At 54.3% G+C, this 22,153-nt stretch carries 18 protein-coding genes; 5 read left to right on the top strand and 13 right to left on the bottom strand.

Annotated elements, in window-relative coordinates:
• Nucleotides 1-26: 26 nt before the first annotated feature.
• Nucleotides 27-1,319, bottom strand: coding sequence for a citrate synthase (gltA, locus tag RA157_RS15685; protein ID WP_350334062.1), 1,293 nt, complete (start codon nucleotides 1,317-1,319; stop codon nucleotides 27-29).
• Between the two features lie 171 nt (nucleotides 1,320-1,490).
• The gene (gene gltX / locus RA157_RS15680; protein WP_350334061.1) at nucleotides 1,491-2,924 is read right to left on the bottom strand and encodes a glutamate--tRNA ligase; all 1,434 of its coding nucleotides are present in this window, start codon (nucleotides 2,922-2,924) and stop codon (nucleotides 1,491-1,493) included.
• Between the two features lie 132 nt (nucleotides 2,925-3,056).
• On the opposite strand from gltX, the gene RA157_RS15675 reads away from it, so the two are divergent.
• Nucleotides 3,057-5,357 carry a ComEC/Rec2 family competence protein gene (locus tag RA157_RS15675; protein WP_350334060.1) on the top strand — a complete coding sequence of 767 codons (2,301 nt, stop codon included), beginning with the start codon at nucleotides 3,057-3,059 and terminating at the stop codon, nucleotides 5,355-5,357.
• An 87-nt stretch (nucleotides 5,358-5,444) separates the two neighbouring features.
• On the opposite strand, the gene lexA is transcribed toward RA157_RS15675, so the two are convergent.
• Nucleotides 5,445-6,167, bottom strand: a complete 723-nt coding sequence (gene lexA / locus RA157_RS15670) for a transcriptional repressor LexA (protein ID WP_350334059.1) — start codon at nucleotides 6,165-6,167, stop codon at nucleotides 5,445-5,447.
• A 208-nt stretch (nucleotides 6,168-6,375) separates the two neighbouring features.
• On the opposite strand from lexA, the gene RA157_RS15665 reads away from it, so the two are divergent.
• On the top strand, nucleotides 6,376-7,065 hold the full coding sequence (locus RA157_RS15665) for a WbqC family protein (RefSeq protein ID WP_350334058.1): 690 nt from the start codon (nucleotides 6,376-6,378) through the stop codon (nucleotides 7,063-7,065).
• A 12-nt stretch (nucleotides 7,066-7,077) separates the two neighbouring features.
• Here the strand turns inward: RA157_RS15665 and RA157_RS15660 are convergent, their stop codons facing one another.
• The 3 genes from RA157_RS15660 to RA157_RS15650 form a co-directional block, all read right to left on the bottom strand.
• A complete protein-coding gene (locus tag RA157_RS15660) occupies nucleotides 7,078-8,547 on the bottom strand; it encodes a tetratricopeptide repeat protein (protein ID WP_350334057.1) in 1,470 nt (489 codons plus the stop codon).
• Entirely contained in the window at nucleotides 8,544-9,701 is a 1,158-nt protein-coding gene (gene rffA / locus RA157_RS15655; protein ID WP_350334056.1) for a dTDP-4-amino-4,6-dideoxygalactose transaminase, read from the bottom strand. Before rffA ends, RA157_RS15660 begins: the two co-directional genes overlap by 4 nt.
• Nucleotides 9,702-9,848: 147 nt before the next feature.
• Entirely contained in the window at nucleotides 9,849-10,763 is a 915-nt protein-coding gene (locus RA157_RS15650) for a radical SAM/SPASM domain-containing protein (protein ID WP_350334055.1), read from the bottom strand.
• A gap of 434 nt (nucleotides 10,764-11,197) precedes the next feature.
• Here RA157_RS15650 and fsa point away from each other — a divergent pair, with 434 nt between their 5' ends.
• Both fsa and pgi read left to right on the top strand, forming a co-directional pair.
• Nucleotides 11,198-11,851 carry a fructose-6-phosphate aldolase gene (gene fsa, locus RA157_RS15645; protein ID WP_350334054.1) on the top strand — a complete coding sequence of 218 codons (654 nt, stop codon included), beginning with the start codon at nucleotides 11,198-11,200 and terminating at the stop codon, nucleotides 11,849-11,851.
• 90 nt (nucleotides 11,852-11,941) lie between these two features.
• The gene (pgi, locus tag RA157_RS15640) at nucleotides 11,942-13,555 is read left to right on the top strand and encodes a glucose-6-phosphate isomerase (protein ID WP_350334053.1); all 1,614 of its coding nucleotides are present in this window, start codon (nucleotides 11,942-11,944) and stop codon (nucleotides 13,553-13,555) included.
• Nucleotides 13,556-13,597: 42 nt separating this feature from the next.
• On the opposite strand, the gene RA157_RS15635 is transcribed toward pgi, so the two are convergent.
• The 7 genes from RA157_RS15635 to RA157_RS15605 are packed head-to-tail and all read right to left on the bottom strand — an operon-like array spanning nucleotide 13,598 to nucleotide 21,131.
• The gene (locus RA157_RS15635) at nucleotides 13,598-14,809 is read right to left on the bottom strand and encodes a molybdopterin molybdotransferase MoeA (protein ID WP_350334052.1); all 1,212 of its coding nucleotides are present in this window, start codon (nucleotides 14,807-14,809) and stop codon (nucleotides 13,598-13,600) included.
• Nucleotides 14,810-14,827: 18 nt separating this feature from the next.
• Nucleotides 14,828-15,313, bottom strand: coding sequence for a cyclic pyranopterin monophosphate synthase MoaC (gene moaC / locus RA157_RS15630; protein ID WP_350334051.1), 486 nt, complete (start codon nucleotides 15,311-15,313; stop codon nucleotides 14,828-14,830).
• Nucleotides 15,314-15,333: 20 nt separating this feature from the next.
• A complete protein-coding gene (gene trpC, locus RA157_RS15625; protein ID WP_350334050.1) occupies nucleotides 15,334-16,128 on the bottom strand; it encodes an indole-3-glycerol phosphate synthase TrpC in 795 nt (264 codons plus the stop codon).
• A 2-nt stretch (nucleotides 16,129-16,130) separates the two neighbouring features.
• Entirely contained in the window at nucleotides 16,131-17,147 is a 1,017-nt protein-coding gene (trpD, locus tag RA157_RS15620; protein ID WP_350334049.1) for an anthranilate phosphoribosyltransferase, read from the bottom strand.
• Between the two features lie 14 nt (nucleotides 17,148-17,161).
• Nucleotides 17,162-17,773 carry an anthranilate synthase component II gene (locus RA157_RS15615; RefSeq protein WP_350334048.1) on the bottom strand — a complete coding sequence of 204 codons (612 nt, stop codon included), beginning with the start codon at nucleotides 17,771-17,773 and terminating at the stop codon, nucleotides 17,162-17,164.
• Nucleotides 17,770-19,284, bottom strand: coding sequence for an anthranilate synthase component I (gene trpE / locus RA157_RS15610; protein ID WP_350334047.1), 1,515 nt, complete (start codon nucleotides 19,282-19,284; stop codon nucleotides 17,770-17,772). Before trpE ends, RA157_RS15615 begins: the two co-directional genes overlap by 4 nt.
• 14 nt (nucleotides 19,285-19,298) lie before the next feature.
• Nucleotides 19,299-21,131: a peptidyl-prolyl cis-trans isomerase gene (locus RA157_RS15605; protein ID WP_350334046.1), complete on the bottom strand. Its 1,833-nt coding sequence runs from the start codon at nucleotides 21,129-21,131 to the stop codon at nucleotides 19,299-19,301.
• 211 nt (nucleotides 21,132-21,342) lie between these two features.
• Between RA157_RS15605 and tpiA the strand changes: the two genes are divergently transcribed.
• Entirely contained in the window at nucleotides 21,343-22,098 is a 756-nt protein-coding gene (gene tpiA / locus RA157_RS15600; protein WP_350334045.1) for a triose-phosphate isomerase, read from the top strand.
• Nucleotides 22,099-22,153: the final 55 nt, after the last annotated feature.

Genomic DNA, 22,153 nt, shown 5'->3' with positions numbered 1-22,153 from the left:
TTGACTATACATCCTGATTCCTGGCCTTAGCCGCGATCGTTGATTGGAACATAGTTCCGCTCTTCCGCGCCTGTATAGAGCTGGCGCGGACGACCGATTTTCTGCTTTGGATCTTCCACCATTTCTTTCCACTGGGCAATCCAGCCCACGGTCCGTGCCAGTGCGAACAGGACTGTAAACATGGAAGCCGGGAAACCAAGGGCGCGCAGGGTGATACCTGAGTAGAAGTCGATATTCGGATAGAGCTTCTTCTCCACGAAATACTCGTCTTCAAGCGCAATCCGCTCCAGTTCCATGGCGACCTGAAGGGTCGGGTCATTGCCAAGACCGAGCTCATTCAGGACCTCATGGCAGGTTTTCTGCATGATTTTGGCGCGTGGGTCGTAGTTCTTGTAAACCCGGTGGCCGAAGCCCATCAGGCGGAACGGGTCATCCTTGTCTTTGGCACGACGGACATATTCCGGAATCTGGTCAACGGTACCGATCTCCTCAAGCATGTTGAGAGCGGCCTCATTTGCGCCACCGTGAGCAGGGCCCCAGAGACAGGCGATACCTGCTGCGATACAGGCAAACGGATTGGCACCAGAAGAGCCGGCCAGCCGTACGGTAGAGGTGGAAGCATTCTGCTCGTGATCAGCATGAAGAATGAAGATCCGGTCCATGGCGCGAGCCAGGATAGGATTGGCCTTGTATTCCTCACATGGCACCGCGAAGCACATTTTCAGGAAGTTGGATGAGTAGTCCAGATCATTGCGCGGGTACTCAAATGGCTGGCCAATCGAGTATTTGTAAGCCATGGCCGCAATCGTCGGCATCTTGGCAATCATGCGCAGGGACGCGATCATCCGCTGGTGCGGGTCTGAGATATCGGTCGAGTCATGATAGAAAGCAGACAGGGCACCGACAACACCTACCATGATTGCCATTGGATGCGCGTCACGGCGGAAGCCCGTGAAAAACCGCATCATCTGTTCATGGATCATGGTGTGATAGGTCACACGGGAATCGAAGTCCTGCTTTTCCGCCGCTGTCGGCAGTTCTCCGTAAAGAAGCAGATAACAGGTTTCCAGAAAATCACCGCCGTCAGCGAGCTGTTCAATCGGGTAGCCGCGATAGAGCAGGGTGCCCTTGTCGCCATCGATATAGGTGATTTTTGATTCACAGGACGCCGTAGATGTGAAACCCGGGTCCAGAGTAAAATGGTCGGAATCACGATAGAATGGTGTGATGTCTACAATGCTGGGTCCAATGGTACCGTCACGAACGGGAAAATCCCAGGATTTATCACCGATCGTAAACTTTGCGGTCGTGTTGGTCATGCAACAAGCCCCTTTCTGGCAAAACGTACATGGTTCGGTTGGCAGGGTATTCTGCTGCCCGAGGCACGCTTTGAGTTGGAGGAAGTCCGTAGACTGCCTATCTGATTTGCCGGAAACCTGCAAGTTTGCCCCGCAGTTTCCCGATATGACTTTGGTATAGATGCCCTATGGTTAGCTTTCTGTTTCCGTTGATTGATCTTTAATGCGTGCAAGGCTTTCTTCACGTCCCAGGGTAACCAGAACATCAAAAATACCTGGTGAGGTGCCACGGCCGGTCAGGGCCGCACGCAGTGGCTGAGCAACCTTGCCGAGCTTCAGTTCAGCATCTTCCGCAAAGGCTTTGACTGCTGTTTCGGTTTCTTCCACTGTCCAATTTCCGACAGATTTCAGGCCTGGCAGAAGGCGGGACAATACGTCTCTTGCTTCGTCCGTCAGAATCTTGGCTGCTTTTTCATCCAGCGCGAGCGGCCTCTCCGACAGGATGAACCCGCAACCGTCGACCAGGTCGGGCAGGGTCTTGGCGCGTTCTTTCAGGCCAGGCATAGCCAGCAAGACCTGCTGACTGCGCGTGTCATTCAGCTTTGACAATATTTCAGAACCGGATTCGAGATGTGGCAGCAGCGCTTTCATTGCATCGAGAAGTGTCTGGTCATCCGTGGTCCGCATGTAATGACCATTGAGATTCTCGAGTTTGGCAAAATCAAAACGGGCTGCTGATTTGCCAATACCATCAAGGTCGAACCATTCAATGGCCTGTTCGGTGGAGAAAATCTCATCATCGCCATGGCTCCAGCCGAGGCGCGCCAGATAGTTTCTGAGCGCTTCCGGGAGATAGCCCATGTCGCGATAGGCTTCTACACCCAGGGCTCCGTGACGCTTGGAGAGCTTGGCACCATCCGGGCCATGGATAAGTGGAATATGTGACATAACAGGCACGTCCCAGCCCATGGCCTGATAGATGACAGTCTGGCGGGCCGCATTGGTCAGGTGGTCATCGCCACGGATGATGTGGGTAACGCCCATGTCGTGATCATCGACCACAACGGCATGCATATAGGTTGGCGTTCCGTCTGAGCGGAGAATGATAAAATCATCCAGATCCTTGTTCGGGAAGGCAATGCGTCCCTGAACCTGATCGTCCACAACAGTTTCACCCTCTTCAGGAACCTTGATCCGGACCACCGGATCGACACCAGCCGGTGCTTCGTCCTGAGACCGGTTCCGCCAGCGTCCGTCATAACGGGGCGGGCGACCTTCAGCGCGTGCGGTCTCACGCATTTCGGTCAGCTCTTCCTGTGTGCAATAGCAGTAATAGGCCTTGCCTGCTTCAACCAGTTGCCGGGCAACTTCCTGGTGGCGTTCAACACCGGCAAACTGAGAGACTGCATCGCCATCCCAATCGAGGCCCAACCAGACAAGCCCTTCCTTGATGGCATCAATAGCGGCGTCTGTTGACCGCTCGCGATCCGTATCCTCGATGCGCAGCAGCATCTTGCCGCCCTGGCTTTTGGCGTAGAGCCAGTTGAACAGGGCCGTCCGGGCACCACCGATGTGGAGGAAGCCGGTTGGTGATGGAGCAAAGCGTGTGACAACGGTCTTTGACATAGTTTCTACCAGACTGGGAAGGCGGGGTCTTCACACGTCCTTGTTGCGAAGACAGCCTGATTGATGTTTGCTGAGAGGTGTAACACAGAACACGTTTCAGGCAAGTGTTGCGCCGCAAAAAGAGGGTGGTTCTTGGCCGAAATCAGGGAGAACAAGACAGGGAAAGATGAGGAAGAGGCGCGGTCTGATCATCACGCCACTGACCGATCCTATCTGTTTGAAACCCCGGATGTCCGAACGACCTTTGGCGAAACTCTGCGGTATTTTTCCACCCGGCTTGCTGACGAGTTTCGTGGAGACCTTGAACGGGGGCGCCTGTTTCTGTGGACGCCGTTTCTTATTGGTACCGGTATTCTGCTGTACTTCTCTGCCCCGCATGAACCCAATGCGATTGTTATCGGATGCCTCCTGGTTCTGGCTGTCTGTGCTTTAATCGGGGGAATCAACCGAACGGGTCTGGGGCGTTTTCTCCCTCTCTCAGGTCTGGTTTTTGTTGGCTTTGCCATAGCCACATTGCAGACTGCCCGTATTGGAACAGAGTTCATAGACAGGGAACGCTCTGTCACCGTGACAGGGTTTGTTGAATGGGCTGAGTTCCGGCCTGTCGGGCAGCGGTTCCTGCTGCGTGTTGATCCATCACAGTCATCTCCAGGGCTTCCCGCGCGCGTTCAGGTTTCAGCCCGATCCGTTGATCAGGGGATGCTGATGTCAGGAACCGTGATCACAGGTCGGGCGCGCCTGTTGCCGCCATCCGGTCCGGCTATTCCCGGTGGCTATGATTTCAGACGCGCTGCGTTTTTCGATGGCAAAGGGGCTATCGGCTATTTCTACGGCAAACCTGATTTCGGTGAAAGTGACATGTCCTGGCCGCTCGCCAGTCATGTGCGGGCGACCCTTTCAGATATAAGGCAAAGTCTGGCTCTGCGTATTATGGAGAGCCTGCCGGGCAGGAACGGCGCGCTTGCTGTAGCGCTGGTTACAGGGGATAGAGGGCTGATACCCAACGACACTGTAGAAGCCCTGCGTGCCTCTGGCCTTGCGCATGTCCTGGCTATTTCCGGAATGCATATGGCGATTGTTGCTGGAGCTGTCTACTGGCTCTTGCGTGCCATATTCGCGGCGTTTCCATATCTCGCTCTCCATCATCCGATCAGGAAGTGGGCGGCTACGGGAGCTCTTCTGTCTGCCGTGATTTATCTTGCCTTGTCCGGGGCCGGTGTGGCGACACAGCGGGCCTTTATCATGACAGCTATATTTCTGACAGCCGTCTTGTTTGATCGAAGCGCCCTGACGCTCAGAAACCTCGCTTTGGCAGCGCTATGTGTGCTTCTGATCGCGCCGGAGAGCCTTCTGTCCCCAGGATTTCAGATGTCTTTCGCCGCTGCGGCCAGTCTGATTGCAGTGTTTGAGCGATTGACCTGGTCAAGAGATAGTAACGGACACGCAAGCCTGGTGATGGAGCAGCCCGGACGATTTGCAGCTGCCTTGAGGACCCTTATCCGCTGGTTCGGTGCTCTGATCCTGTCTTCCCTTGTTGCCGGCCTGGCAACGGGTATCTTTGCAGCCTATCATTTCAACCGCGTGGCGGAGTTTGGTCTGATTGCCAACAGCCTGGCGATGCCTGTTGTCACCTTCATCTTGATGCCGGTTCTTCTGCTGGGTGTTCTGCTGATCCCGTTTGGGTATGACAGTCTCGCGTTTTCTGTGGTCGGATGGTCGCTTGATGCTGTGGTCGGGATTGCGAATTGGGTTGATCAACTCAGCGATTTCGGCGGGATTGGTCAGTTTCCTGCAGCAACGCCTGTTCTGGCTGGATTGGGGCTTGGCTGGTTGTGCATCTGGTCAAACCGCTGGCGATGGCTCGGTTTTGCCGTTCTGTTGATAGCGGTTTCTATCAAGCCACTGCACAGACAGCCCGACATCCTGGTTGCTGAAAGCGGGGCGCAGGTGGTTTACCGTTTGTCATCGGGTCAATACCAACTCGTTCAAACCCGGCGCAACACATTCACAGCAGAACTTTGGGCTCAGGCTCTTGCGGACCCGGATCTGTTGTCATCAACCAAAAACGATTCTGATGCCTTAAGCTGTGATGATCAGGGTTGCGTTCTTCGCGCAGCGCATGTGCTCTCAGTCGCCAAGAGCCCTGAGGCAGCGCATTGGGATTGTCATTCTGCTGATATCGTCATCAGCCGTTTTCCTTTGCCCGAGACATGCAAGGCTGATTTGGCTATCGATGGTCAACGGTTGAGAGAGCAGGGTACATTGGCTGTCTATCTTTCCGAGGTTATTGAGAACCCGACAGCCAACATCAATCAGGGGAATTCACGAAACGACTTTTACGTTGTGCCTGCCGCCTCAAATCATAACCGCCCCTGGTCCCGTAACAGACAGAAAGCTGCGTCCAGTCAATTGGGTCAGAGCAAATTGCGCTGAATGGGATCCAGACCACAGGCTCAACACCTTTGCTGGAGCGGTCTTTTCGCCAAACCGGCTTCCACTTTGGCGCATCACGCTTTCGGTTCAATACTGGCGAACGAGCCCGACCAGACGGCCTTGCACCTTTACACGGTCAGGTCCGAAAATTCGCGTCTCATAGGCCGGGTTTGCTGCTTCAAGTGCAATGGAAGCCCCTTTTTTGCGCAGGCGCTTCAGAGTGGCTTCTTCATCGTCCACAAGAGCAACGACAATATCGCCGGTATTCGCTGATTCTGTCTTGAAAATCAGAACTGTGTCGCCATCCAGAATGCCTGCCTCAATCATGGAGTCGCCCTTGACCTCAAGCGCGTAGTGATCGCCTGGTTTCGAGGACAGAAGCTCCGGAGGAACTGCGATGGTATGGGAATGGCTCTGAATGGCAGAGATTGGCGTCCCCGCTGCGATACGACCCATCACCGGGATTGAAACGGACTGCCCGGCATCATCGAACTGATCGTTGGTTGGCTTGGCTGGTGGTTTCTTGCCAAGAGAGCCTTCAATAACAGCCGGAGAGAACCCCTTCTGCCGTGGTGACGCCAGACTGGGGGATACGGATTCCGGTAACTTGATAACCTCAAGTGCTCGCGCCCGGTTTGGAAGCCGTCGCAGAAAGCCACGTTCCTCAAGCGCAGTGATAAGGCGATGAATGCCTGACTTGGACCTGAGATCAAGCGCGTCCTTCATCTCGTCAAAGGATGGCGGAATGCCCGTTTCTTTCAAACGCTCATGAATGAACAGCAAAAGTTCATATTGTTTCTGAGTGAGCATACCACCCTCCGGACCGATTTCTGATCGAATCAATGCGTACAAAACGCGAACATAGAATACATATTCTGGTTATGTTCTTCAAGAGAGGTTAACGTCACGGCAAATTTGATGTGTGGTTTTCGATATGGTTTGCTCTATTTTCGATAATATTGGCGGAGAGAGTCGCGCCCTCGACTTGTAAGCTACCCTGAGTTTTTACCGGACAGTCATGAAAAAAGTTGCGATCCTTCAGTCCAATTATATTCCCTGGAAAGGGTATTTTGACATCATCCGACAGGTGGATCTGTTCATTTTTCATGATGATCTACGCTACACAAAAAATGACTGGCGGAACCGGAATCGCATTCAGACAGAGACAGGTAGTCGATGGGTTACGATTCCTTGCGGGACGGATCAAAACAGGCTGATTAATGAGGTGAGGGTAGACCAGGTGGACTGGCAGGCCCAGCACTATCGACTGTTGGAAGAGAACTATCGAGCTGCACCTTACTGGGATGTCTATTCTGACTTTGTCAAAGAGGTCTATTTGAAAAGAAAATGGCAGTTTCTTTCCGAGCTGAACCAGTTTCTGATCCGCCATATTGCTTCCGAGTTTCTTGGTGCGCAGACCGCATTTGATCAGTCTGAAAACTATAACCTGTCTCACCGTGGTGAAGCGCGCGTGCTGGAACTTCTCACGAAAGCCGGAGCCACCCGTTATCTCAGCGGTCCGGCCGGGCGAAATTACCTGCAGGAAAACAGCTTTGATGATTGCGGTATCATGCTCGAATATATGGATTATTCATCTTATCGCCCCTACAGGCAATGCCACGAGCCATTCGATCATGCCGTTACGATACTGGATCTGCTCTTTAATACTGGACCGGATGCGCTGGACTATATGTTGCCGTGTGACTGATCGGGTGTGATGTCAGGTTTCACCTGCATGACTGCGCAGAGCCTCAAGCTCGTCTCGTAAGGCGGTTTCAATCTGACGGGCTGCCCCAACATAATCGCAGGTTTCCTCAGCAATGGACAATGCTCTTATGCGAGCCTCGGCCAGTAATTCGGTATTGGCCAGCTCGACGGCTTTTGAAACATATTCCTCGTCTGTTTCAGCAGAAAGAGACGGATCCCGCATGTCTGCCAGCAGGCCCAATGTCTGATCTCCGAAACCGGCACGCCAGATAACCGGAACTGATCTAATCTGGCACTCAAGACACGATACGCCGCCAGGAAAGGGATCGCTGTCCAGGAAGACGTCAATTGCCTGAGCAATGACCTGTCCAGGCACAAACGAATTTATAAAATGGATGCGCGAACGGACCGGGCTACCGCTCAGGAATGTGTTGATCAGTTTACCGTTGCCGGTGCCACCGATAAACAAGACCGCATTCTGATTGTGTTGCAGGATCTGTTCTGCTCGATTGAGATAATCTTCTGAGATTTTTACGATACGGCCATAGAATCCATAGATCAGAGCGTCCTCGGATGTGCGAGCGTCTTCGTCCAGCAGTTCGAGCAATTGCGCCCTCAACGCGTCAATCTGTTCTGGCTCTGCGACTGTAATCAGGCTGTCCTTGATGACGGGGCGTTTGGTGGGAACGACTTTGTTGCAGCAGGCTTTGAGGCTTTGTTCATCCTGACTGATACCCGAGAAACAGATATCGAGACCTTCTATGCCCCAAGGTGCAAATCCCATCTCGGCAAATGCCTGCACCGGTGCAGCTCGTCTCTGATAGATAATGGACTGGATTGCCCCTGGCTCATCGCAGACGATAGCATCAATCCTGTTGGATCTTGCATGATTTACAACGGTATCTGCGCGACCGGATGCCGAACCTGTATCTGAAACATCAACAACGTTGGCGCCGAAAGCCGACATGGCATTAAGAAATATATTGTCCGGCTTCGACAGCAGATAAACCGTCAGCTCAAGCGGCAGAGCCGAAGATGTGGCATGGCCCGCCAGAAATGCAAAAATAACCTTGGGAATCGCGTTGGCTGACTTTAGTTGTGCGGCGCTGCAAATATAAGCCAGCTTCATGGGCGCGGTTGCGTCTTTCCCCGCCAAAAGCTCCCGTGATGTCTTGCTTTCCCAGGTTTCTCGAATAAATGCACCAAACGGTTTAGAAACTGCATCAGAAAAAGAAGTCAGGCTGGTCAATTCATCGCAACCACGCCACGCGAGAAAGTAAAGATTTCCATAGCAGGCAACCAGGATATCAGTATGTTCTCTTTTGGCATCTTTCAGAATATCAGCGAACTTGGGAACCAGAAGGGTAAAAGCTGCCTGACATTCGGCAGCGGAACCCTGGTTGATCGCCTGGCTGGCTATTTTGATAAGCATTTGTGCTTGCTGGATAAGCTGGGCCTGTAAGGCATCGTCTGCCAGGTTCATGCCCCAGTTCCTTCTCCGACGAGAAAATCGTGGACTGCCTCGAGAATGAAATCAACCTGATCGTTTCTAAGCTCACTATAGAGCGGCAGGCGGATCAGGCGATCTGAGATGTTTTGAGTGTTCCTCAGGCTCCCTGAGGCGCGGCCGAATTTCTGTCCTGCTGGCGAGTCGTGCAGCGGCAGATAGTGATGATAGGCAGAGATATTCATGCTCTTGAGCTTTTGAGTCAGCCTGTCACGGATATCAGCGGTTGGCAGAAGCAGGCAAAACAGATGGGCGTTGTGGCTGCTCTCCGGCGAATGGGTCTGCATCTCTATAAGGCCGGATTTCAAGAGAGACTGTATCTTTGGATGGCCAGCATAATAGTTCCAGACCGCAAGCCTGCTCTGGTTGATCTCATCCAGTCGATTAAGGCGACTGAGCAAGAGGGCTGCTGTCAGCTCACTTGGAAGGAAGGATGAGCCCATATCAACCCATCTGTATTTGCTGATCTTGCCTCTGATAAGCTGCCGCCTGGAGGTTCCTTTTTCGAGAATGACCTCCGCCCGCTCGATCAGTCTTTCATCATTGACCATCAAAGCGCCTGCTTCGCCTGCGGAAATGTTTTTGGTCGCGTGAAAACTGAAGGCAGCGAGGGTACCCAGGCTTCCCAATTTGTGATTATGCCAGCTGGCGCCGATCGCATGCGCAGCATCTTCAACTATCATGAGATTGAAACGACGTCCCAGATCCAGAAAGCGCTCCATGTCACAAGCAACGCCGGCATAGTGGACCACAATGATTGCCTTGGTTTTGTCGGTAATGGCTGCCTCAGCAGCATCCGGGCAAATATTGTACGTATGCTGATCGATATCGACAAAAACCGGAGTGGCACCTCTCAAGACAACAGAAGTGGCCGTTGATGAAAACGTATAGGATGGCAGGATAACCTCATCCCCGCTTGTCACATTCGCGAGGATCATGGCCATATCAAGCGCCGCAGTGCCTGAATTTGTCAGCATCGCACATGGTGAGCCGATCAGCTTTTCAAGAAGCTTTTCAGCTTCGATTGAATAGGTGCCTCCACCCTCCATACGAGGGTTGTCCAATGCAGCCAGAACAGCGTCTTTGTCTGTTGTATCCAGCGGGGCTTTTGTCAGGGGGATCGGTTCCATTCGTTCCCTCCATTGATATGAGTTGGGTTGTCTGGTTCCTGTTTCGACTTCTTCGCCTTGCTCAGGACAACAGACAGTTGACTGAGGTGGAACCAAAACCGGTCGGATATACAGTGAGGCGAGAGATCTATGCTGAAAATCCCCGCCCTAAGAGGCTTTGACATCGCGATTTTGAAACAGTTTCATCATTGACGCATAGTCCTTGTTCTGGCCTGGCCAGGGAATGACCTGCCAGTCGGGGCATTGACGACAAAATGAATGGTTCTCAAGCCGGTTCGTGACGTGAGCCTGCCGCAGAGCCTGCATCTTTTCACCACGCCATATCTCACCGATTGTATTGTCTTTGACGTGCCCGATCTCGGCTTTGTGGTACCAGTCAGCCGGGCAGAAGACGACTTTTCCGTCCGGCTTCACGACCAGTCTCTCCCAGGGATAACGACAGGGAGTGCGTTGCGTTGGTGCAGTTGACCACATTTCCTGAGCTGTTTCTTTCATCTCTCCAGCGCAGGAATGCTTGTCGCGGATAACAACGAAATCCACACCTTCATTGTTCCAGAAAGCCCGGAAGTCGTCTGCTTCTCCCTCATTCAGAGGCTGGTGTACAAAGCTCACAACAATCTTTGCAGGCTTTCCTCTCTTTTTGTTCTCTGCCAGCAAGAGCCGTACGGCCACCAGAAGGTCGGCCAGTTCACCGTTCACTCTGACCTGACGATAGGTTTCTTCCTTGAAGGCATCAATACTGATGTCGAAAACATCAACGCCTGCGTCCAGATAGGCTTCCGCGCGGGCTTGTGTCATGAGGAGACCGTTTGTGGTCAGATTGGTCTGAATGCCGGTGCGATTTTTTAAGTCAGCAATCATTTGCGGTAGCTTGGGGTGAAGCGTTGGCTCTCCATCTCCGGTGTAACGTACAAACCGGCAATGGGGCATTCCTTCCTCGACGATCTCTGAAACGATCTTCGTATGAAGGTCCGGGTCAAGATTCTTGCGCTGTGCACCCTTGAGTTTGGTTACGATCTCGTATGGGCAATGCACGCAAGCAAGATTGCAGAATTCCGACACGTCAATATTCAACTGAGATGGAAACTGCTCAGCCAAACCGTTTTTGAATAATGCATCGACCTGGTGTTTCACGAATAAGATAGTCTTCGCTGTTTGAGGAAATTGAAAACTGGCCCGCCCACATCAGCAAAAGTCTTTGCCGAATCAAGTTATTGATCTTCAACAAACTATCATGCTGACAGTCTCCCAACAACACGCTAACACTTCGCTGGTTCTGTTCTTGTCACGCAGTGTCGGGAGTGATCATCGCAGCCTTTGATATGGGCATTGCTATTGCGAGTGAAGCTCTGGGCTATTGCGAGTGAGGCTCTGGTGTGCGATGCAAAAGAGAACGCAATTCTGTGCCGGGTTTCAGTATCGCTGAGCCTTGGTCAGATGATGAAATGTGACCGCTTCCGTTAAGGGGTGGTGTTCTCAATTGAGGGACTGAACTGATGGAATTCTTTGTTGATACGGCTGATGTGGCTGCGATCAAGGAACTGGCTGAAACCGGACTTCTTGATGGGGTGACCACCAATCCGAGTCTGATTGCCAAGTCGGGCCGTGACTTCAAGGAAGTCATTGCCGAGATCTGTGCTCTGATCGATGGCCCTGTTTCCGCTGAAGTGGCTTCGACAGAATTTGATGGCATGGTCGCAGAGGGTGAACATCTGGCCAAGATCGCGGATAATGTGGTGATCAAGCTGCCTCTGACCCTTGATGGTATCAAGGCCTGTGCGCATTTCTCCCGTAAAGGCATCAAGACCAATGTAACGCTGTGTTTCTCTGCTAATCAGGCGCTGCTGGCCGCCAAGGCAGGAGCCACTTATATTTCTCCGTTCATCGGCCGTCTGGATGACATCAATCTTGATGGAATGGACCTTATCCGCGATATCCGTGCCATCTATGATAATTATGCGTTTGAGACGAAGATTCTGGCTGCCTCTATCCGGTCAGCCAATCATGTAACGGATTCAGCTCTGGCTGGTGCCGATGTGGCTACGATCCCGCCAAATGTGATCAAGGCGCTTGTGGCACACCCGCTAACGGACAAGGGGCTGGCCCAGTTTGTGGCAGACTGGGAAAAGACCGGTCAATCGATCCTGTAGGACAATATTAGGGTCTGAGGTCTAATGTCATTGGCTGGGCCTTTATGCTGATAAAGGTCCGGCACGCTCTACTCTACCGGACGGGGTAAGATGAATAACGGCTTGCGGGCTTTGGCAAAGCAGATGGCGCATATGCATATGCGCGACATGTTTTCAGCTGATGCGACACGGTTCGAGCAGTTTTCACTGTCTGCGTCCGACCTGCTTCTGGATTACTCGAAGAATCTCATAGACCAGACTGTTCGGGCGGCGCTTGTGGAACTGGCCCGGGAGCGCGGTGTTGTTGAACGCCGGTCGGCCATGTTTTCCGGTGAACTGATCAACGGGACAGAACGCCGTGCCGCGTTTCACGTTGCTCTGCGTGCTCCGGTCGATGCGGATATGCGCGTCGATGGTGAACCGGTCATGGGCGATGTCCACGAGGTTCTGGAGCAATTGTCTGCCTTTGCAGACAGCATCCGTAACGGAGAAATCTCTGGCTCCAGTGGCCAGGTCTTTACAGATGTGGTGAATATCGGGATTGGCGGCTCTGATCTCGGTCCGGCGATGGTGACCTCTGCGCTTGCTCCTTATGCCGATGGTCCCAGATGCCATTTCGTGTCCAATGCAGACGGGGCGCATCTTCATGATGTGCTGAAAAGCCTGCCGCCTGAAACGACGCTTGTTCTTGTCGTCTCAAAGAGCTTCACCACCCATGAGACGATGCTGAATGCTGGCAGCGCTCGTGAATGGTTGGTCGACGCACTAGGCGAGGGCGCAATTCCACATCATTTTGTTGCGCTCTCCACCAATCTTGAGGCGGTGTCCTCGTTTGGGATCCCGTCTGAGCGTGTTTTCGGCTTCTGGGATTGGGTCGGTGGACGTTACTCTGTCTGGTCCGCTGTTGGCCTCTCTGTGATGCTGGCTATTGGTCCCGCGAGATTCCGCGAGTTCCTTGCCGGTGCCCATGATATGGATTGCCATTTCAGGGATGCACCGCTGGATGCGAATATGCCGGTTCTTCTGGCCCTTATTGGGATCTGGAACAGGAATTGTCTCGGGTATCCGTCTCTGGCTGTTCTGCCCTATGATCAGCGCCTTTTGCGGTTTCCAGCCTATCTCCAGCAGCTTGATATGGAGAGCAATGGCAAGTCGGTTGATATGGACGGCCAGGGCACAGGGTGCAAAACCGGTCCCATCGTCTGGGGAGAGCCCGGGACCAACGGACAGCATGCATTCTACCAGCTTATTCATCAGGGCACTGATGTGATCCCGTGCGACTTCCTGCTGGCGGCAAATCCGCAGGAGAAAAAGGGTGAGCACCATGCGGTTCTGGTGGCCAACTGTTTTGCTCAGTCTGAAGCTCTGATGCGTGGCAAGACGGCTGATGAAGTCCAGACGGATCTTGAAGGCAGAGGGTTGAATAAGGCGGAAATAGCCGAACTGTTGCCACACAAGGTCTGTCCGGGAAATAGACCTTCCAACACCATTCTGTATGAGCGACTGAGCCCGAGAGTGCTTGGCAGCCTGATTGCACTCTATGAACACAAGGTGTTCGTCCAGGGAGTGATCTGGGGGATCAACTCGTTTGACCAATGGGGGGTCGAACTTGGCAAGATCCTTGCCGGGGAACTCCTGCCTGTGATCAGAGACGGCGAGCAGGTTGACGACCTTGATTCATCAACGGCTGGCCTGATTGCAATGTTCAAGGATCTTCAGGATTAGAGCGCGTCTATTCTGTTGGTTCACTTGACCAGCTTTGACGACCTATAGTTTCAGGATCTTGCAGACATCCCCGGTCTTGACGGCCTCGGCAAATGGTGGGCGGATAATCAGGCAATCTGATTGAACAAGCCGCGCCAGCATGGAGCTGTCCTGCTTTGCAAATGGTGTGGCCGTCAGGTGTCCGTCAGGGCCCTGTGACAGGGTGGCGCGGATATAATCCTGCCTCTGATCGTTCTCGGGCAGATCCGCCCCAAGAACAGCATCTACATCACTGATATCATCCAGAGACAGGCCTGCAAGTGTGCGGATCAATGGCCGCATGAACAGCAGGCCGCAGACCATGCTGGATACAGGGTTGCCCGGCAGGCCGAGAATATGCGTGCTGTCGATGGAGCCGGCCATCAGCGGCTTGCCCGGACGCATGGCAATGCGCCAGAAATCCAGAGACATGCCGTGATCTTTCAGGACAGTCTGGACCAGATCGTGATCGCCGACAGAGGCTCCTCCGAGTGTGACAATCAGATCAGCCCCTGCTTCAAGAGCCTGTTTGATGGCCGAGCCGATGGCTTCAACGGTATCAGCGGCAATTCCGAGGTCGAGAACATCTCCACCATTGTCACGGACAAGAGCCGCAACACCAAAGGAATTGGAGGCAACAATCTGGTCATCTCGCCTCGGGGTGCCCGGGGCGACGAGTTCATCGCCCGTAGCCAGAACGGCGACCAGAGGTTTCCGCACCACCGGTATCTGCGCGTAGTCCATGGATGCTGCCAAAGCCAGTTCACCAGGACCAATCACGCAGCTTTCAGCCAGCAGGGTCTGGCCTTCAGTGAAATCCAGCCCGGCCGGACGCACATGCTGGCCTGGCTTGACTGGTTCAAGAGCCTTTAGGGTTTGGCGGCCTTTGGCGTAATCGGCGTTTTCCTGAATGAGGACACTGTCCGCGCCATTCGGCAGCGGTGCCCCTGTAAAGATGCGAACGGCTTCTCCGACGCCAACCGTTCCGTCAAAACCATGGCCAGCCGGGGCTTCTCCGATAATGGTCAGTTCAGAGGGCGCTTCAATCATATCCTCAGACCGGACTGCGAAGCCGTCCATGGCAGATGCCGCAAAGGGGGGCTGGGTTCTTCTGGCTTTGAGATCTGATGCAAGAACACGGCGATAGGCGTTGTGCAACGGCAGGTGTTCAGCGTCTTTTCGCCTTACATTCGCCAATAGGCGATCCAGCGCTTCTGCGACCGGCATCAGAGCCATGATATCACTCCCGGTTTGCTATTCGGCGATGTAGCTGCCGGACTGACCACCTGTCTTTTCGAGCAGGCGGACACCGGAAATGGTCATGCTGCGGTCAACCGCTTTTGCCATGTCGTAAATAGTAAGACAGGTTACGGAAACGGCTGTCAGGGCTTCCATTTCGACGCCGGTCTGTCCGGCAAGCTTGGCCAGGGCACGCACCTGCAGCCCGGGGAGCTCCTCGTCAACTTCGATATCGACAGCCACTTTGCTGAGCGCGAGGGGATGGCACAGCGGGATTAGATCATGCGTCTTCTTGGCAGCCATAATGCCAGCCAGTCTGGCAGTGCCGATCACATCGCCCTTTTTGGCATTGCCGGAGATGATCATGTCCAGCGTTTCACGGGCCATCTGCACCGAGCCACCGGCAATCGCTGTTCTTGTCGTGACATCCTTGGAGGATACGTCCACCATGTTGGCGGAGCCTGTTTCGTCCAGATGGGTAAGGCGGTCGCCGGTTGCCATGAGGATCTCCTGATCGTGTGTTATGCCTTGGTCAACAGGTCTCGTGTTGCCTGTTCCACATCAGCCTGCCTCATCAGGCTCTCGCCCACGAGGAAGGTGTTGATGCCGGACTGGCTGAGCCTTGTCAGATCGTCATGACTGAAAATACCGCTCTCGCCAACGAGGGTCTTTGACGCAGGGACACGCGGAGCCAGAATTTCGCTTGTTTCAAGGCTGGTCTCGAATGTCTTGAGATTGCGATTGTTGATGCCCAGCAATGCTGACTGCAGTGTCAGTGCCCGGTCCAGCTCTTCCCTGTCATGAACTTCGACCAGAACATCCATGCCAAGCATACCAGCGGTTTCTTCAAGCATCCGGGCTTCGTCGTCTGTCACCGAAGCCATGATGATCAGGATACAGTCTGCGCCCCAGGCGCGTGCTTCATAAACCTGATAGGAATCATAGAGAAAATCTTTGCGCAGAGCGGGCAGGGCCGTTGCCTCACGTGCCGCGACCAGATAGTCGGGATGCCCCTGAAAAGACGGTGTGTCAGTCAGGACAGAGAGACAGGCTGCGCCACCGCGTTCATAGGCTTTCGCCAGTTCAGGCGGGTTAAAGTCATCCGGGCGGATCAGGCCTTTTGACGGGCTGGCTTTCTTGATCTCTGCGATGAGGGCAAAGTGACCGGCATCAATTTTGGTCGTCAGTGCCTGGGCGAACCCGCGTGGTACTGAGACATCCTGGATGCGGGCCTTGAGATCATCGAGGCTTGTTGTGCTCTTTGCAGCGGCGATTTCCTCGCGCTTGTAGAGTTCGATTTTCTTGAGGATATCCATACTTACGATCCGTTTGAGGTCTCAACCAGCAGATCCAGGGCTTTGCGAGCCTTGCCGCTATCGATGGACCGGGCAGCCATTTCGACGCCTTCCGTCAGGGTTTTCGCCTTGCCGGTGACCACAAGAGCTGACCCGGCATTCATCAACACAGTATCGCGGTAAGCGCAGAGATCGCCATCCAGCACCGCCTTGAGTGCTGTTGCATTTTCTTCCGCGTCGCCACCCTTGATTTCTTCAAGGTCGCGTCTTGTGAGCCCGACATCTTCCGGTGCGATCTCGAAAGTGTTGATCTCACCATTCTTCAGCTCGGCAACGAGATTGGGGCCAGTGATTGACAGTTCGTCAAGACCGCTGTCGCCATGGACGATCCAGGCACTTTCCGCACCAAGGTCCCGCAAAGCATGAGCGATTGGTTCAACCCAATGGGCTGCAAAGACGCCAATGGCATAATGCTTGACGCCTGCAGGGTTTGAGAGCGGACCCAGCAGATTGAAGATTGTGCGTGTTCCGAGTTCCACACGGGCCGGACCCACATGCTTCATTGCCGCATGGTGATTGGGAGCAAACATGAAGCCGACACCGGCTGTTTCGATACAGCGGGTAATCTGCTCAGGTTCCAGATCAAGGTTTACACCCAGCGCCATCAGAGCGTCAGCCGTGCCGGATTTGGAAGACAGAGCGCGGTTGCCATGCTTGGCCACAGGCACGCCTGCACCGGCGACAACGAAAGCCGATGTGGTTGAGATATTGTAGGTGCCCGAGGCATCTCCACCGGTACCGACAATATCGATGGCCCCATCCGGCGCGTTTACCCGCAGCATCTTTGACCGCATGGTGGCAACGGCACCGGCAATCTCGTCAACCGTTTCGCCACGCACCCGGAGTGCCATCAGGAAACCGCCGATCTGCGCCGGAGTCGCACCGCCGGACATGATGATGTTGAAGGCGGCTTCCGCATCCTGCCGGGACAGGGCTTTGCCGTCCGCAGCCTGTGCCAGAAGTGGTTTCAGATCGGTCATCTATTCACTCCCCCTCAGCCGTCACTCTTGGTTCGACGTCCGGTTTCTGTATTCCAGTCTTCGGCAATGGCCAGAAAATGCTTCAGGATGTCATAGCCCCCCTCGGACGCTATGCTCTCCGGATGGAACTGGACCCCGTGGATCGGCAGGCTCTTGTGATGGAAGCCCATAATGATGCCGTCTTCGGTCTCTGCCGTGATCTCAAGGCAGTCCGGCAGGCTCTCACGCTCGACAATCAGCGAATGATAGCGGGTCGCTGTTATCGGGTCCGGCAGGTCTCTGAAGACCCCTCTGTTGCCGTGATGCATCGGGCTCAGCTTGCCATGCATCAGATAAGGTGCGCGGATGACCTTGCCGCCAAAGGCCTGACCGATAGACTGGAAACCCAGGCAAACTCCGAAAATGGGAATCTCTGTTGCGAAGGCTTCAATCAGATCAAGGCAGATACCTGCTTCATTGGGTGTGCAGGGGCCTGGGGAAATGACGATGGCATCCGGGTCAAGCGCACGGATGTCGTCGACAGAAATCTTGTCATTGCGAACCACCGACAGCTCGGCACCCAGTTCACCCAGATAATGGACGAGATTATAGGTGAAGCTGTCATAATTATCGATCATCAGGATCATTGAGCTCGCCTCCCGGACTGGGCAACGCGCAGGGCTTCATCGGCGGCTCTGAACAGGGCCTTGGCCTTGTTGATGCATTCCTGCTGTTCGTTTTCCGGCACGGAATCCGCAACGATCCCGGCACCCGCCTGAACGTGCATGACACCGTCTTTTACGACGGCTGTGCGCAGGACAATGCAGGTGTCCATGTTCCCGTCAGCGGAGAAATAGCCGACACATCCGGCATAGGGGCCACGCTTGTCATGCTCCAGCTCATCGATAATTTCCATGGCGCGCACTTTGGGCGCACCGGAGACCGTGCCTGCGGGAAAGCCTGCAGCCAGTGCATCCAGAGCATCATGATCATCGGCCAGTTCGCCAACCACGTTGGAGACGATGTGCATGACCTGGCTATAATATTCGAGGAAGAACTTATCCGTGACCTTGACCGAGCCGATCTTTGCGATGCGACCCACATCATTGCGTCCCAGATCAAGCAGCATCAGGTGTTCGGCGCATTCTTTCGGGTCGGCCAGCAGGTCGTCTGCATAGGCCTTGTCTTCCACGGCGGTTGCGCCGCGCGGGCGTGTTCCGGCAATGGGTCTGACCGTAATTTCCCCGTCGCGGGCGCGCACCAGGATTTCCGGACTGGAGCCAACAATAGAGAAGCCTTCGAAATTCAGGAAATAAAGAAACGGTGCCGGGTTGGTCCGTCTCAAGGCCCGATACAGCGAGAAGGCTGGGAGCGGGAAAGGGGTCTGGAACCTTTGTGAAAGCACCACCTGGAAAATATCGCCAGCTGTGATGTAGTCTTTCGCTGCTTCCACCATCTCCCGATAGCGTTCGGGTGTCGTGTTGGATGTCTGCTGAAGTTCCAGATGCTCAGGAACGTCAACTGTCTGGCGCGGTGCCGGTTCTTCAATACGGTCAATAGCGTCCGTCAACCGGTTGACGGCGGCATTATAGGCTGCCTTTGCGGTTTGCCCGGCCTTTGGTCTCACCGGTGTCACCAGAACCATTTCATCCTTGACCGCATCAAAGATTACAACAAGCTGCGGTCGGACCAGAATGGTATCGGGGACCTCAAGCACGTCGACGCTGGTATCCGGCAGTTCCTCGACCTGTCGCACCATGTCATAGCCCAGATAGCCAAAGATGCCGGCGGACATGGGGGGCAGGCCTTCCGGGATATCAATCCGGGACGCGTCGATCAGATCCCGGAGAGCCTCAAGTGAAGGCTTTTCGCACGGAGTAAACTCGGTTGAGCCCTGGGCGATATCTGTATTGATTTCCGCTTCGGCACCATTGCACCGGAACATGATATCCGGATCAAGACCGATCAGGGAGTAACGGCCACGAACAGCTCCGCCTTCCACCGATTCAAGCAGAATGGCATTGGGCTGGTCGGCGGCAATCTTCATCATGGCTGATACAGGGGTTTCCAGATCCGCGATCAGGCGGGTCCACACCACTTGCGGCGTGCCAGATGAATAGGGCGCTTCGAACGCCTCACAGGATGGTTCAATCAGCATGAAGCCTCACAATATCAATAGTGCTGCTGCTGACCGGTCTGCATGATGGCATTCACGGCGCGCTGATTGATGGTAACGCCAAGCTCGCTCTGAAGTTTGAAAACATACTGACTGATCAGTTCGTTCTGCACTTCATTGGCAACACCATTGGCAATGGGCTGGTTCTCTGCTGCTTCCTTGAAGAAGGCCGGATCCTTGACCTCTGTCACATGGTAGACAATCCGATCGGTGGCATTGCTGCCCGGCAGAACGTCAATGGTGCCCTGTGGCTTGTCAAAGGCTGCTGTGGCGACACTTGGGGGAAGGGCGCTCTGGTCCGTCCGCTTGATGGCTCCTGTATCCACCACACTCAATCCCAGAGAGGCAGCCAGAAGATCCATGGTGCCATCTCCGGATTTGATAAGACCGGCGAGCTCCTGACCGAAGGCTTCAACGGCTTTTGCTGTCTCGGCTTCTTTCCAGGCGGCGATGGCCTGATCGCGAACTTCGTCCAGTGTTCTGTCCCGTGCTGCTTTTACAGATGTGGTCTCGACCCAGACGAAGCCACGACCGGAAACATCAAGGGCATTGATTTCTTCACCGGCATCGGCACCGAACACGGCCCGCAGAGCTTCGTTCTGCAATGTCAGGCCTTCAAGCTGACCGCCAGCTTCAAGAGCGCCGCTGGCATCCGCATCGGTGACAATCTCAATCGGCATGCCGAGTTTCTCTGCCACCTGTTCAAGGTTAGAACCACCGGCGCGCTCATCTTCAATGGCGTCATGAAGATCGAGAATTTCATTCTCGGCCTTCTGTGCTGCGATGGATGCGCGAATCTCACCTTCAACTTCGCTCAAGGGCTGGACAGCAGCTGGCTTGACTTCCGCAAGGCGGATGACGATTGAGCCGAATGTTCCGGCCAGCACATCACTGACGGTTCCTTCCGTCAGGCTGAATGCCGCGTCGGCAACACCGGCGTCGGTGAACTGCTGGCGTGTCAGCAGGCCAAGGTCCACGCCTTCCGGGGTCAGGTTGCGTTCCTTCAGGGCATCCTCGAAGCTCATGCCGCCATCAAGTTTGGTTTTGAAAGCTTTGGCTTCATCTTCGCTTGGGAAGAGAACCTGCTGAACGCGGCGCTGTTCTGCTGTTTCATAGCGCGCGAGGTCAGCTTTATAGGAGTCTTCAACTTCCACATCGGTTACATCGCCCGGTTTGGCGATATCTTCCGGCTCCAGCTTGATATAGGAAAAAGACCGATATTCCGGTGCTCTGAAAGAGCTCTTGCGGTCTTCGTAGAAACTTTCAAGAGCTGTCTGATCCGGGTCTGCAGGCGCCTCAACCTGATTCCTGTCGATAACAAGAGCACGGATGGTGCGCTCCTGATTCTGATAACGCCCATAAGCTTCAAGAGCCGTGTCGGGAATCTGGAACCCGCCAGTGAGAGCGCCGATCAGCTGTACACGCAGCTCGTCGATCTTGCGCTCTTCGATGTAGTCATCTTCCGTGTAGCCCAGACGACTCAGAATGTTCTGGAAGGCGAAACGGCTGAAACGACCCGTCCCGGCCTGGAAGATAGGATCTTCGGCAATTGCCTTTGTCAGCGCTTCTTCGGAAATACCAAGATTGTAGGACTTGGCACGATCATTCATCGCAGCCTGAAGAATGAGCTGATCCAGTGTCACCCGATTGGCCGTGGCGCGTTGAAGCTGCAGCCCGCTGACATTGGTTTTTCCGACTTTCGCCACGGCATTAAGGTCAACACCGCCGGTAAAGTCAGCAACGCCCCAGACGGCGAAACTCATGATCAAGAGGCCAATAAACAGTTTTGCTACCCATGTTCCGGCAGCTCCTCTGAGTGCATCCAGCATCGTTTCACGCCGTCCTTGCTTAATCGGTGTACGGAGCCTTGCTCCAGGGATGTATCATGCTCGACAAAATCCGTACTGGACCCATCGAGCGCGCGCGGATAATAGAGAGCGAAACCTGCTATCGCAAGGACAGCAAGAGGCTTTCTCGCATCTAATTCCGTGATAGTGGACACTTTTTGACGATGAGCGCAGACTTCAAGAGGATTTTATCATGACAGCTCCTAAACCACTTGTTGCCGGAAACTGGAAAATGAACGGCCTGAAAGAGGCTCTCTCCGAGTTTCAGGCGATGGGTAAAGGCTATGGTGCGGAGCTTCAGTCTGCAGTCGATCTGATGATCTGCCCGCCTGCCACGCTGCTCTACACCATGTCGGTTAGTGCTGTTGGGAGTGGTATCACAACAGGTGGTCAGGATTGTCATCAGAACGCGTCAGGTGCTCATACGGGTGATCTGTCTGCCGAGATGCTGTCTGATGCAGGAGCGTCCGCCGTGATCGTTGGCCATTCCGAGCGTCGTGCAGATCATGGTGAGAGTGATGGGACTGTGAAAGCCAAGGCAGAAGCCGGATGGCGCGCTGGCCTTATCGCTATTGTCTGTGTCGGTGAAACGGAAGCTGAACGGGACCAGGGTGCGACCCTTGACCGAATCGGCAGTCAGGTTGCCGGATCTGTTCCTGATGGGGCTCGCGCAGACAATACTGTCGTTGCCTATGAACCTGTCTGGGCCATTGGTACCGGTCGGACCCCGAGCGCGGTTGATGTGGCCGAAGTTCATGCCCATATCCGTAAGGAACTTACTGATCGGTTCGGTGAAGAAGGCGCGCAGATGCGGATTCTCTATGGTGGTTCGGTTAAGCCGGGCAATGCGAAAGAGCTGATGGCTGTGGAGAATGTTGACGGCGCACTGGTGGGTGGTGCCAGCCTGAAAGCCGCTGATTTCCTCGGTATTGCGGCGGCATACGGCTAATTTCACGGTTTTACCGATTAGCGACTGGAAAGCTGGGGCGAGTTCGTGTAGAACG

The organism is Coralliovum pocilloporae (assembly GCF_030845175.1).
Classification (GTDB): Bacteria; Pseudomonadota; Alphaproteobacteria; order Rhizobiales; family Cohaesibacteraceae; genus Coralliovum; species Coralliovum pocilloporae.
Note: the sequence above shows the minus strand (reverse complement) of the source record. Positions and strands in the feature narration are given on the sequence as shown.

Bases quoted from the DNA above. Each gene is read 5' to 3' on its own strand.
- pgi (WP_350334053.1), top strand. From the start codon at position 11,942: ATGAATAACGGCTTGCGGGCTTTGGCAAAGCAGATGGCGCATATGCAT.
- trpC (WP_350334050.1), bottom strand. From the start codon at position 16,128: ATGGATATCCTCAAGAAAATCGAACTCTACAAGCGCGAGGAAATCGCC.
- trpD (WP_350334049.1), bottom strand. From the start codon at position 17,147: ATGACCGATCTGAAACCACTTCTGGCACAGGCTGCGGACGGCAAAGCC.
- fsa (WP_350334054.1), top strand. From the start codon at position 11,198: ATGGAATTCTTTGTTGATACGGCTGATGTGGCTGCGATCAAGGAACTG.
- RA157_RS15605 (WP_350334046.1), bottom strand. From the start codon at position 21,131: ATGCTGGATGCACTCAGAGGAGCTGCCGGAACATGGGTAGCAAAACTG.
- RA157_RS15665 (WP_350334058.1), top strand. From the start codon at position 6,376: ATGAAAAAAGTTGCGATCCTTCAGTCCAATTATATTCCCTGGAAAGGG.
- tpiA (WP_350334045.1), top strand. From the start codon at position 21,343: ATGACAGCTCCTAAACCACTTGTTGCCGGAAACTGGAAAATGAACGGC.
- gltX (WP_350334061.1), bottom strand. From the start codon at position 2,924: ATGTCAAAGACCGTTGTCACACGCTTTGCTCCATCACCAACCGGCTTC.
- lexA (WP_350334059.1), bottom strand. From the start codon at position 6,167: ATGCTCACTCAGAAACAATATGAACTTTTGCTGTTCATTCATGAGCGT.
- rffA (WP_350334056.1), bottom strand. From the start codon at position 9,701: ATGGAACCGATCCCCCTGACAAAAGCCCCGCTGGATACAACAGACAAA.
- RA157_RS15660 (WP_350334057.1), bottom strand. From the start codon at position 8,547: ATGAACCTGGCAGACGATGCCTTACAGGCCCAGCTTATCCAGCAAGCA.
- trpE (WP_350334047.1), bottom strand. From the start codon at position 19,284: ATGCTGATTGAACCATCCTGTGAGGCGTTCGAAGCGCCCTATTCATCT.
- gltA (WP_350334062.1), bottom strand. From the start codon at position 1,319: ATGACCAACACGACCGCAAAGTTTACGATCGGTGATAAATCCTGGGAT.
- RA157_RS15615 (WP_350334048.1), bottom strand. From the start codon at position 17,773: ATGATCCTGATGATCGATAATTATGACAGCTTCACCTATAATCTCGTC.
- moaC (WP_350334051.1), bottom strand. From the start codon at position 15,313: ATGGCAACCGGCGACCGCCTTACCCATCTGGACGAAACAGGCTCCGCC.
- RA157_RS15635 (WP_350334052.1), bottom strand. From the start codon at position 14,809: ATGGCTCTGATGCCGGTCGCAGAAGCGCTGGATCGCCTATTGGCGAAT.